Source organism: Novosphingobium sp., assembly GCF_049240505.1.
Lineage (GTDB): Bacteria > Pseudomonadota > Alphaproteobacteria > Sphingomonadales > Sphingomonadaceae > Novosphingobium.
In genome coordinates this window covers 1-11,679 of record NZ_JBMLSM010000193.1, presented here as the reverse complement: position 1 = coordinate 11,679, position 11,679 = coordinate 1, and the positions used below count along the sequence as shown (strand labels likewise).

Here is an 11,679-nt window from a genome sequence, read left to right as displayed (position 1 = left end):
TCGATCGACTGGGGCTGGTTCCGCTGGTTCGAAAAGCCGATCTTCTGGCTGCTCGATTCGCTGTTCAAGCTGGTCAAGAATTTCGGCGTGGCGATCATCCTGCTCACGCTGATCGTGCGCGGCGTGATGTTCCCGATTGCCCAGCGCCAGTTCGCTTCGATGGCGGCCATGCGCGCGCTTCAGCCCAAGATGAAGGCGCTGCAGGAACGCTACAAGGACGACAAGCAGAAGCAGCAGCAGGAAATCATGGAGCTGTACAAGCGCGAGAAGGTCAATCCTCTCGCAGGCTGTCTGCCCATCTTCCTGCAGATTCCCGTGTTCTTCGCGCTGTATAAGGTGCTGACGCTGACCATCGAAATGCGTCATCAGCCCTTCGCGCTGTGGATCAAGGATCTGTCCGCGCCCGATCCGGCGCACATCCTGAACCTGTTCGGCCTGCTGCCGTTCGATCCCCCCGGCTTCCTTGCCATCGGCGTGCTGGCGATCCTGCTCGGCATCACGATGTGGGCGCAGTTCAAGCTGCAACCGGCGGCGATGGACCCGGCGCAGCAGCAGATCTTCGCATTCATGCCGTGGATCATGATGTTCGTGATGGCACCGTTCGCGGCTGGCCTGCTGATCTACTGGATCACCTCGAACGTGCTGACCATCGCGCAGCAGAAGTATCTCTACAGCAAGCACCCGCAACTGAAGGCGCAGGCCGACAAGGACCAGCTCGACGTCGATCGTGTTGTTGCGCGTGATCAGAAGGCGGCTTCCACGCGGAAGCCGAAGGCCCCGTGACACCAGAAGAACAGGCCGCCCGCGCCGAACTGATCGAACAGGCGCGCCTGCTTTTTGCGGGCCGCGTGGAGTTCATCAAGTCGGCCCCGGCGCTGAAATTCCTGCCCGATCCCGATGTGCCGGAAATCGCTTTCGCAGGCCGGTCGAACGTCGGCAAATCGTCGCTGCTCAACGCGCTGACCGGTCGCAAGTCCATCGCGCGCACCTCGGTCACGCCGGGCCGCACGCAGGAATTGAACTACTTCGAAGTGGGCGAACCCACCCGCCTGCGCCTGGTGGATATGCCCGGCTATGGCTTCGCCAAGGCCCCGCCCAAGGTGGTCGAAAACTGGCGCCGTCTGGTGCGCGATTTCCTGCGCGGTCGTGTCGTGCTCAAGCGCACGCTGCTGCTGATCGACAGCCGCCACGGCGTGAAGCCGGTCGATGAAGACATGATGCAGATGCTCGATGAAGCGGGCGTCGGCTATCGCGTCGTCCTGACCAAGGCGGACAAGATCAAGGCCAGCGAACTGGAAGCGGTCACGGCTGCCACCATCGCCGCCGCCCGCAAACGCACCGCCGCCTATCCAGAGATCATCGTCACCTCTTCCGAAAAGAAGATGGGCATAGAAGAACTGCGCGCAGCGGTTTTGCAGGACTCGCTGATCTGATCGCCTTGCGTTAGCGACGGCTCATCGGCCACCGAGTTCCAATTTCCAATTCGTCACCCTGAACTTGTTTCAGGGTCCATTTTTCGGTCCAGAGCGGTGGGCTGATTGGCGAAATGGATGCTGAAACAAGTTCAGCATGACGAGGATGTTTGAGCGAGAGTGAGTGGGACAACTCCCCCCTCCCGCTGGCGGGAGGGGTTGGGGAGGGTATGTTCCCCCACTCGCCTAAATCTCCAACATGCCGCCATTCCGGCGCAAATCCCGCTGTCCTACAAGCAGCGCGCTGACCCACGCTCCCGCGTGCCATGCCCCACAGCGACCCTATCGACCTCACCCGCCACACCGCCCGCAACATCCTCGCACGTGACGGCAATCTCGCGCCCGCGCTTGACCAAAAGCGCCTTCTCGAACTCCCCGAAAGCGACCGGACACTTTCTCCTCAGGACCGTGTAAACTGTGTAAACCTGTTCATGCTCGACACAGCAAACCTGAACGGCTACGCGCCCAAAAAGCGAAACGGGGCGAATGCGATGAAGCTGATCATCGGCAACAAGAACTACTCAAGCTGGTCCTTGCGCGGCTGGCTGGCGGCCAAGCAATCAGGCCTCATGTTCGAGGAAATCACCGTCCCTCTCTATGGTGAGGAATGGGATCATCTTCGCCGCGCCGACGATCTTGCGCCGTCGTCGGGCAAAGTGCCGATCCTGTGGGACGGCGAAGGCCCCGATGCCCCGGTGGTCTGGGACAGCCTGGCCATCATCGATTACCTTGCGGACAAGGTGGGGCGCGATCGTTTCTGGCCCAAGGACGAAACCGCCCGTGCAATGGCCCGCTCGATGGTTGCAGAAATGCACTCCGGCTATCTGCCGTTGCGCAGCACGCTGCCGATGAACATCCGCAAGCGCGTGGAAGGCGTTGAAATCACGCCCGAAGTCCGCGCCGATATCGTCCGCATCCTGACGCTATGGGCAGAAGCGCGCGCCCGCTTTGGCAAGGGCGGTCCCTTCCTGTTCGGGACTTTCTGCGCCGCCGACATCATCTACGCCCCGGTCGTATCCCGCTTCATGACCTACGGTGTGCCGGTACCGGGCTTTGCGATGACTTATATGGAAGCGGTCTGGACGCATGACTGGATGCAGACCTGGATCGATGCTGCCGAAAACGAAGACTGGACGATCGAACAGTTTGAGGAGCCTGCCCGCTGATGCCCGCGCTTGATCCCGTCATTCTTGCTGAACGCCTGATCGATTGCGAAAGCATCACGCCCGCCACCGGCGCGGTGTTTGATTGCTTCGAGGCCATGCTCACGCCCTTGGGTTTCGAGATCCACCGCTTCATCGCGGGCGAAGCGCCCGATGGCCCGGTCGAGAACATGTTCGCCATCCGCAAAGGGCCGGAAGGTTCACGCCACTTTGCCTTTGCCGGGCACCTCGATGTCGTGCCGCCGGGCGAGGGTTGGACCTCAGGCCCGTTCAAGGCGGAACGGCGGGGCGAACTGCTCTACGGCCGTGGCGCGGTCGACATGAAAGGTTCGATCGCATCAATGGTCGCGGCTGTGGCGGAAATCCCCGCGGATGCAGGCACGATCAGCTTCATCATTACCGGAGACGAGGAAGGCCCTGCCCGCTACGGCACTGTGCCGCTGATCGAACTGATCCGCGAGATGAAGGCCGAACCGGACCTGTGCCTTGTGGGCGAACCCACCTCGGTCAATCGCTTGGGCGATATGGTGAAGATCGGTAGGCGCGGCTCGGTGAACATGTGGATCACGTGCAAGGGTGCGCAGGGCCATGTCGCCTATCCGCATCTTGCCGACAATCCGATCCCGCGCCTCGTGGCGCTGCTAGGCGATCTGGATGCGCTGGTGCTGGACGAAGGCACCGAATGGTTCCAGCCATCGAACCTTGAGATCACCGATCTCGACGTCGGCAACCCCGCCACCAACGTTATCCCGGCAGAGGCACGCGCGCGCATTTCCATCCGCTTTAACGACCGGCACACCGGGGCCAGCCTGATCGAACAGGTCGAAGCCATCGCTCGCCGCCACAAGGGCGAAGTCCGTCCCGTCATTTCGGGTGAGAGCTTCATCACGCTACCGGGCGATTATTCCACGCTGATCGCCGATGCAGTGAAGGCAGAAACCGGTCTGGACCCGGAACTCTCCACCAGCGGCGGCACATCTGACGCGCGGTTTCTGCGCGCGGTCTGCCCGGTCGTGGAATTCGGCCTGTGCAACGCCACGATGCACAAGAAGGACGAAGCGGTGGCGTTGGAAGACCTCCGCGTCCTCCAACGCATCTACCGCCGGATCACATTGGCCGCGCTGGCGGGCTAGCCTTTCACCTTGTTCGCAAAACTCTTGCGCAGTTTCATCAGCTTGGGCGGGATCACGGCGAGGCAGTAGGGGTTGCGCTGCCCTTCGCCGTCCCAGTATTCCTGATGGTAATCCTCCGCCGGATACCACGTGGACATCGGCTCGATCGTGGTGACGATGGGTTGCGGCCAGTCTGGCTGTGCGCGTGCGATCGCCGCGTCCATCGCAGCCTTCTGATCATCATCCGCCGGGAACATGGCCGAGCGATACTGCGTGCCCACATCGTTGCCCTGACGGTTCAGTTGCGTAGGGTCATGCGTGGCCAGGAAGATGTCGAGTATTTGGTCGAGCCCGATGACAGCCGGATCAAATGTCACGCGAATAGCCTCGGCATGGCCCGTCGTGCCGCTGCACACCTGCTTGTAGGTCGGGTTCTCGACACTGCCGCCGATATAGCCGCTCTCGACTTCGCTCACGCCGATCACGTCGCGGAACACCGCTTCGGTGCACCAGAAACATCCGCCTGCCAGAATGGCCGTTGCTTGTTCGCTCATGCGCCTTATTCTCCTTGTAAGACGACGAGATAGGCAGGCACACCCCGCTTGTCATCGCCCCCTTTTGGAGAATTATCCGATGCGCAGAATGAGCCTCGCCCTGCTTGCCCTCGTTGCTGGAAGCAGCCTTGCCGTTCCCGCTTTCGCGCAACACGCCGATCACGCAGCGGCAAAGATCGATCCTGCACTGGCCGCCGCCGTTGCCGATCCACTGCGCAAGGACGACAGCGCGCGCGACAAGTATCGCAAGCCTGATCAGACGCTGGCGTTCTTCGATGTCGGCCCGGCAATGAAGGTGGGCGAATATGCGCCGGGCGGCGGCTGGTATTCGCGCCTGCTTGGCATCTACCTTGCGCCCAAGGGCAAACTCGTCGGCCTCTTCGCTGATGCCAGCAGTGCCAATGCCCAGCGTCAGGCTGCCACACAGGCCGCCGTGGACAAGTTCCCCGGCGAAGTGGCCGAATGGGCAAAGCAACCCGCCAACAAGTTCACCGCCTTCCACCTCGGCGCAATTCCCGATGGCGAGAAGGGCACGTTCGACCGCATTCTCGTGATGCGGATGATGCACAACCTGTTACGCGCGAACGTTGCCGACGCTGAAATCAAGAAAATGCGCGAACTGCTCAAGCCCGATGGCATGATCGGGATCGAACAGCACCGTGCCAAGGCCGATGCTCCCTATGCCTTCACCGATGGTTCCAAGGGTTATCTGCGCGAAGCGGACATCATCAAGTTCATGGAAATCCACGGCTTCACGTTTGTGGGCAAGAGCGAAGCGAATGCCAACCCGAAAGATCCGGCCAACTGGCCCGAAGGTGTGTGGACCCTGCCACCCACGTTTCAGGTCAAAGTCAGCGACGAAGAGAAGGCCCGCCTTACCGCCATCGGCGAAAGCGACCGCATGACTCTGCTGTTCCGCAAGCGCCCCTGATCGCGGGATTGATATGACCATTGACGGCGGCGGTTGAATTGCCGGGGCAGGGGGCTTAGGTCACCTGCCATGACAGAGATTACCGTCGCCGCCCTGCAACTCGCCCTGAACGGGAGCGAGGCCGATAACATCGCCGCCACCGCTGCGCTGGTCGAACAGGCGGCGCTGGACGGTGCGCAGATTGTGCTGCCGCCGGAATTGTTCGCCGGTCCCTACTTCTGCAAGGTAGAGGACGAAGCGCTGTTCGCGCTGGCCTATCCGCTGGCGCAAGACCCTTCGGTGCGCGAGATGCGCAAGCTGGCAAAAGCGCACGGCATCGCCATCCCCACCAGCTTTTTCGAGCGCGACGGACACCACTATTACAACACGCTCGCCATGATCGGACCGGATGGCGAGATCATGGGCATCTACCGCAAGAGCCACATCCCCGATGGCCCCGGCTATGAAGAGAAGTATTACTTCCGGCCCGGCAACACCGGGTTCAAGGTGTGGGATGTGTTCGGCACACGCATTGGCGTGGGGGTGTGCTGGGATCAGTGGTATCCCGAATGCGCGCGCGCAATGGCGCTGATGGGCGCGGAACTGCTGTTCTATCCTACGGCCATCGGGTCCGAACCCTATGACTCCGATCTGGATACCAGCCGCATGTGGCGTCGCGCGATGCTGGGCCATGCTGTTTCGAACTGTATGCCGGTGATCGCCGCCAACCGGATCGGGACCGAGGAAGGCCAGAAGTTCTATGGCCACAGTTTTATCAGCGACGAATGGGGTGATTTCATCAGCGAATTCGGTGCCAGTGAAACCGGCGTGCTTCACGCTGCAATCGACCTGAAGCGCGCGGCAACGCATCGTGCAGGGATGGGCTTCTTCCGTGATCGCCGCCCGCAGCTCTACGGGCGTCTGGCCGAGGATATCTGAAGCTGCACCGCTATCTCGTCGCGCTCGGTTCCAACCAGCGGCACCCCCGCCACGGTGCGCCGCGCGCGGTTCTGGCTGCAGCGGTGCAAGCGCTGGCGGGAACGGGCATTGCCGTGCTGGCCATCAGCCCGCTGATTCGCAGCCGCCCCATCGGCCCGTCGCAACGCGAATATGCCAACGGCGCGGTGACAATCGCAACACACTTGGATCCTCCAGCGCTGCTTGATGCGCTGCAGGCCATCGAGGTGCGCTTTGGCCGCAAGCGCCAGGGCCAGCGCTGGCGTTCGCGCACGCTCGATCTGGACGTGGTGCTGTGGTCCGGTGGCTGCTGGAACGATGATCGGCTGACCGTACCCCACCCGGAATTTCGCAATCGCCTGTTCGTTGTCGGGCCTGCGTCCAGCGTCGGCTCTCGCTGGCGTGATCCGATTTCCGGCTTCACCGTAAAGCAACTTGCGCATCGCGCGAAGCACAGGGTTGACCGTTCGCGCCCCGCCCCCTAGGTGACGCGCCACGCAATGCGCCAAACACGGCGCAACAGAGCGGGCCCTTAGCTCAGTCGGTAGAGCAACTGACTTTTAATCAGTAGGTCGCTGGTTCGAACCCAGCAGGGCTCACCATTCCTGAAATTGCCGAACCTGCCGCTATGCCAGTCTGTAGCCAATGCCGGGTTCATTGCGGATCAGCGCGGGTGAAGATGGGTCTGCTTCGATCTTGAGCCGCAGCGCGCGAATTACGACGCGCAGGTATTCCACGTCGTTGCGATGGGCTTTACCCCATATGCTTTCCAGAATTGCGGTGTGGGTCAGCACGCGCCCGCCTGCGGTAATCAGTTCGCGCAGAACGGCGAACTCCTTCGGGGTCAGCGCAACCGGCCTGTCGCCAACTTTCAGTATGTGGCGTGCAACGTCCATGTAGAGCGATCCATGCATCAGGATCTCGGCGTTTGGCGTCGCTCGCCCGGCACTTCTGAGCGCTGCGCGCAGGCGGGCGAGCAGTTCGTCGCCTTCGAACGGTTTGGTCACATAGTCCGATGCGCCAAGATCGAGTGCGGTGACTTTTTCCGACACATCGGTTCGGGCCGACAGAACGATGATGGGGGCAGGGGTGCGCGCCCGCAAGGTGGCGAGGAGTTCAATGCCGTCGCGGTCGGGCAGGCCGAGGTCCAGCACGATCGCATCGATCGGTTGCAAATCCAACGTGGCCAGCGCAGCACGGGCGTCCTTTGCGGCAATCACAGAATGCCCATCCCGGCCCAGCACGACATCCAGCAGGCGCAGGATTGCCGGTTCATCGTCAATGCACAGCACCGCACTCATACTGGTGCAACCGGGCGCGCGTGGGCCGCAATTGTGAAGCAGGCCCCGGCAAATTGCCCCTTGGTGATCGTGACCGTCATGCCCATTGCATCGGCAAATCCGCGAACGATGGCAAGGCCAAGGCCGCTGCCCTCGGTTCGATCCGAACCTTCAATTCGTGCAAAGCGTTCGAACAGCCGTTCGCTTTCGGCCAGCGGTATGCCCGGCCCGTCGTCCTCGATGGCGATCATCACGAGATCGCCCTGTGCCCGTGCCCTGATGGCAATCGTGGCAGACGCATGGCGCAGCGCGTTGTCGATTAGATTGGCGAACACATGCAGAAGCAGCACAGGATCGCCTTCGATAAACGGGAGATCGGCAGGGATATCCTGCACTATGGCAATACCTGCCGGCGGAACCGAACCGTCCAGCGCCGCCGCCACGACATCGACCAGATCGATGCTCTCGGTCACGGCCACCAGCGTTCCGTCCTCGATCCGCGCAGCGCCCAGCAGGTCAGCCATCATCCGGTCAAGCCGTCGCGCCGCCTGCAGCGCGTCCTGCGCATCGTGCCGTTGCGCGGCGAGCAGTTCGAGTCTGCCGGTGATGACCGTTAGTGGTGTGCGGAAATCGTGCGCAAGCGATGCCAGCAGTGTCTGGCGCAAGCGGTCTTTCGCTTCGGCCAGTTCGCGGCTGCGGCGTTCCTGCGCAAGGCTTGCGCGGTCGCGGCACTGCCCGAGCAACTGGCACAGCTGGCCGACGTGGTCGAGCGCTTCAGCACTTTGCACGGTTCCGTTGGATGGCCGCGAAAGCGCAAGGACGATCTGATCGCTGCGGCTGCGTGGATGAATAGGGATGAACGTCCATTCGGCAGCGGCCATCGTTTCGGTGCCGTGGCCGGTAACATCGCCATTATGCAGTGCCCATGCGGCGGCGGAGCGATCGACGGGCGACAGGGCGGCGTCATCCGTGCCCAGCGTTGGTTCATCCAGCAGCAGGGCTGCGCCGTAGCGATCTGACAGGAACGCCACACCATCGTGAAGCGCGCGATCAGGCGGGTCTGCCGAAAGGATGGTGGCGAGCGCTGCGGCTTCCGCACTCGTCCTTGCCCGCGCGTTTGCCTCTGCCTCGCGTTCGAGGAGGCGCGTGGCAAGACGGCTGGTCACGATTGCCACCGCGCCCAGCACGAACATGCTGACCAGATTGTCGATCTGGTGCACGCGGAAGGTGTATCGCGGTTCGAGCAGGAAGAAGTTGTAGGCTGCCGTCCCTGCCAGCGCCGCGACGAGGCCGGGGCCTAGTCCGCCTCGCGCCGCGCCCAGCAGAACCGGTAGCAGGAACAGCAGCGATGCCGATGCCAGCCCCAGCGTCGGCAGAAGCGCCACGGTAACCGCAGTCACCGCTGCCACGGCGGCAAGGGCAACAAGGCTGGCGGTGAGGGTGCGGTTCACGAAACGACCTATAGCTCAATCTGGCTGCCAAGTTCGACCACCCTGTTCGGCGGGATTGCGAACCATGCTGTCGGGTCGGCCGCATTGCGATGCAGTGTCATGTAGACCACGGTCATCCAGCGCGGCAGAACCGGTTTGGTTGCAAAGCGGATCGCGCTGCGACCTACGAAGAATGATGTGCCCCCGGTGCGATCCAGCAGGCCTTTGCTGCGGGCAAGATCGCTCGGCACGTCGATATGATCAAGATAGCCGTAGTGCAGGCGGACGCGCACGAAATTCTCGTCGATGCGATCCATGCTCAGGCGCTCGGCGGGATCGATCCATGGGCGCGTCACCGTTTCGACCTTGAGCAGGATGGACAGGCGGTGAAGCGCCTTGTTGTGCTTCAGGTTGTGCAGAAGTGCAGCCGGGGCGATCTCGAGATTCTGCGTGAGGAACACGGCAGTGCCTTCGATCCGGGCCGGGGGACGCTGAGCAAGCGCCTGTGCGATGTCTTCCATCGCTGCGCCCTGTTCTGCGGTGCGGGCGACAGCGGCCTTCCGTCCTTTCAGCCATGTCAGGATCACCAGGCCCATAATCGCGGCGACAACCAGCGGCACCCACCCACCTTCGGTAACGCGCAGCATGTTTGCGCCGAAGAAGAACAGGTCAAGCGCAAGGAACGGCGCGATCACCGCACCGGCCCACACGCGGTTCCAGCCCCAGTACCGCCACGCAATCACGAAGGCGAGGCAGGTCGTCACCACCATCGTTCCGGTAACCGCGATGCCATAGGCAGCTGCCATTGCCGAACTGCTGCGGAACCCGAAGACAAGCGCGACCACCCCTGCGAACAGCAGCCAGTTGACGGCAGGCATGTATATCTGGCCGATCTGATGAGCGGACGTCTGGCAGATCGTAAGCCGGGGCAGCAGGCCGAGCGCAATCGCCTGATGCGTCAGCGAATAGGCGCCGGTTATCACGGCCTGGCTGGCGATCACGGTGGCGAGCGTGGCCAGGATCACCAGCGGTGCGCGCAGGGCATCGGGAGCCATGAGGAAGAACCAGTCGGCATTGGCAAGAGTCTGGCCCGATGCCTGCGCGGCGGCGAGAGCCTGAAGCGACATTGCGCCTTGGCCAAGGTAATTGAGGCTGAGCGCTGGCCACACCAGCGTGAGCCAGCCAAGCTGGATAGGGCGGCGGCCAAAGTGGCCCATATCGGCAATCAGCGCTTCTGCACCCGTCACCGTGAGGAACACCGCACCGAGCACGAACAGACCGGTCACGCCGTTGGTGGTCACGAAGGTGACGGCGTAAAGAGGGTTGAACGCGGCCAGCGCTTCCGGCGCAAGGATGATGTGCCACACGCCGAGCGCGGCCAGCGCGCCGAACCAGATCAGGCATACCGGGCCAAACAATGATGCAATCCCGGCAGTTCCCTTTGCCTGAAAAGCAAAAAGAGCGGCCAGGATGCCAATCGATAACCCCAGAATGACGGGTTCGGACATGTCGCCAAGCCCTGGTATGGTGCGCAGGCCTTCCACCGCCGAAAGCACCGAAAGCGCGGGCGTGATGATCGCATCGCCATAGAACATCGCTGCGCCCGTTGCGCCCAGCAACAGCACGATCGGCCACCGGCCATCGGTCGCCCGCTGCGCCAGTGCCATCAGCGAAAGCACGCCGCCTTCGCCGTTGTTGTCCATTCGTGAAAGGAACAGAACGTACTTTAGCGTCACAACCACGATCAGCGCCCACAGTGCCAGCGACAGCACGCCAAGGATTTCCGGCTGCGAAATGCCGTCGCTCCCGGTCTGTGCCAGTGCTTCACGGAAGGCATAAAGCGGACTGGTTCCGATATCGCCATAGACCACGCCAATGGCCCCCAGCGTCAGTGCGGCAAGGGCGGGTTGCCTGTTCTGGGCGGGCGGCGATGAAACGGCGACAGGTGGATAGGAAGATTGCACGTCAGGATGCTCCTTTAGGAACATCCTTCGATGAAAGCGCCATTAGATTGCCATGTGAGATCGGGCAAAAGTGCGTAAGTTTTGCATAAGGACGGCGAAGCGCGCTCGTCATGCAACGGCGCTGGCGCGCGGCTCTGAGGATACTCTCGGAGTATCGCCCGGAAAGCGATACTCCTGCATTTTCATGCTTTGAGAAGTAGTGGTGCAGAAGAGGACCCGCATCGAATAATTTTTTCTGTGTTATAACAGCAACATAGACGATGTGGTTTTTGCGAAGGCCCGCACAAAAGCCCGCATTTCGGTGTGGTTTAGAGGTTCGAGTCTTTTGCTAGGACTCGAATCTTCAAAAAATGGCGGATTTCCGCCATTTTTGCACCGTGAACAAAAGCAGAAAATCTAGCCTTGTAGGGACCGAAAGGCCCGCAGAAAACCGTTCATGAAGCGTTCCAACTTGGCCCGCGTACTCTCAGGCGATCTCGTCCAACACGCGATTGGAATGGATAGTCTGGCGGCTGTGATCGGCAGGCCTGGCCCAATTACCTACGCCGGGGTGAGAGCCCCAGAAAACGATGCGGGGTCCAGGCCTGCCCCTCCGTCAGGAGGAACTTGTCATGTGCGAGCCGGGTCAAAGGAGGATCCAGACTTCCACATGTGAAGCATGACGACCGCCAGCTTTCGAGCCACAGCAACCCTGGCTTTCGACAAGCCTACTTTCTTCCTCAGTGTCAGCCCCCATGCCTGCAGTGCGCTTTCCGTCTTTGTCGAGCACAGCAAGACGGTGGCAGCCGAAACCAGGTGAGTCCGCGTGAGCTTGCTACCGAACCTGCTGATCCGGCC

Annotated in this window: 11 protein-coding genes and 1 tRNA gene; 8 read left to right on the top strand and 4 right to left on the bottom strand. The window is 61.8% G+C overall.

What is annotated here, in order from left to right; genetic code table 11:
- The 4 genes from yidC to dapE all read left to right on the top strand — a co-directional run.
- Positions 1 to 783 (top strand): membrane protein insertase YidC (gene yidC, locus ACOVQ0_RS15590; protein ID WP_421886403.1); only part of this gene is annotated, 783 nt, incomplete at its 5' end.
- Complete coding sequence (gene yihA, locus ACOVQ0_RS15585; RefSeq protein ID WP_421886400.1) at positions 780 to 1,433, top strand: ribosome biogenesis GTP-binding protein YihA/YsxC; 654 nt, start codon at positions 780 to 782, stop codon at positions 1,431 to 1,433. The genes yidC and yihA, both read left to right, overlap by 4 nt.
- 530 nt (positions 1,434 to 1,963) lie before the next feature.
- On the top strand, positions 1,964 to 2,638 hold the full coding sequence (locus tag ACOVQ0_RS15580; RefSeq protein ID WP_421886408.1) for a glutathione S-transferase family protein: 675 nt from the start codon (positions 1,964 to 1,966) through the stop codon (positions 2,636 to 2,638).
- Positions 2,638 to 3,768, top strand: coding sequence for a succinyl-diaminopimelate desuccinylase (gene dapE, locus ACOVQ0_RS15575; RefSeq protein WP_421886397.1), 1,131 nt, complete (start codon positions 2,638 to 2,640; stop codon positions 3,766 to 3,768). Before ACOVQ0_RS15580 ends, dapE begins: the two co-directional genes overlap by 1 nt.
- Here dapE and msrA read toward each other — a convergent pair.
- Positions 3,765 to 4,301: a peptide-methionine (S)-S-oxide reductase MsrA gene (gene msrA / locus ACOVQ0_RS15570; RefSeq protein WP_421886394.1), complete on the bottom strand. Its 537-nt coding sequence runs from the start codon at positions 4,299 to 4,301 to the stop codon at positions 3,765 to 3,767. The two genes, dapE and msrA, sit on opposite strands and share 4 nt — an antisense overlap.
- Positions 4,302 to 4,389: 88 nt before the next feature.
- Here msrA and ACOVQ0_RS15565 point away from each other — a divergent pair, with 88 nt between their 5' ends.
- From ACOVQ0_RS15565 to ACOVQ0_RS15550, 4 genes are all read left to right on the top strand, one after another.
- Positions 4,390 to 5,232 carry a class I SAM-dependent methyltransferase gene (locus ACOVQ0_RS15565; RefSeq protein ID WP_421886392.1) on the top strand — a complete coding sequence of 281 codons (843 nt, stop codon included), beginning with the start codon at positions 4,390 to 4,392 and terminating at the stop codon, positions 5,230 to 5,232.
- Between the two features lie 69 nt (positions 5,233 to 5,301).
- Positions 5,302 to 6,150 carry an N-carbamoylputrescine amidase gene (gene aguB, locus ACOVQ0_RS15560; protein WP_421886388.1) on the top strand — a complete coding sequence of 283 codons (849 nt, stop codon included), beginning with the start codon at positions 5,302 to 5,304 and terminating at the stop codon, positions 6,148 to 6,150.
- Positions 6,147 to 6,653: a 2-amino-4-hydroxy-6-hydroxymethyldihydropteridine diphosphokinase gene (folK, locus tag ACOVQ0_RS15555; RefSeq protein WP_421886406.1), complete on the top strand. Its 507-nt coding sequence runs from the start codon at positions 6,147 to 6,149 to the stop codon at positions 6,651 to 6,653. The genes aguB and folK overlap by 4 nt, the downstream gene beginning before the upstream one ends.
- Positions 6,654 to 6,694: 41 nt before the next feature.
- Positions 6,695 to 6,770, top strand: a tRNA-Lys gene (locus ACOVQ0_RS15550).
- A gap of 24 nt (positions 6,771 to 6,794) precedes the next feature.
- Here the strand turns inward: ACOVQ0_RS15550 and ACOVQ0_RS15545 are convergent.
- The 3 genes from ACOVQ0_RS15545 to ACOVQ0_RS15535 are packed head-to-tail and all read right to left on the bottom strand — an operon-like array spanning position 6,795 to position 10,842.
- Positions 6,795 to 7,469 (bottom strand): response regulator transcription factor, encoded by a 675-nt coding sequence (locus tag ACOVQ0_RS15545; RefSeq protein ID WP_421886385.1) that lies wholly within the window; start codon positions 7,467 to 7,469, stop codon positions 6,795 to 6,797.
- Positions 7,466 to 8,899 carry a sensor histidine kinase gene (locus tag ACOVQ0_RS15540; protein WP_421886383.1) on the bottom strand — a complete coding sequence of 478 codons (1,434 nt, stop codon included), beginning with the start codon at positions 8,897 to 8,899 and terminating at the stop codon, positions 7,466 to 7,468. Before ACOVQ0_RS15540 ends, ACOVQ0_RS15545 begins: the two co-directional genes overlap by 4 nt.
- 8 nt (positions 8,900 to 8,907) lie before the next feature.
- On the bottom strand, positions 8,908 to 10,842 hold the full coding sequence (locus ACOVQ0_RS15535; protein WP_421886380.1) for a potassium transporter Kup: 1,935 nt from the start codon (positions 10,840 to 10,842) through the stop codon (positions 8,908 to 8,910).
- Positions 10,843 to 11,679 lie beyond the last annotated feature (837 nt).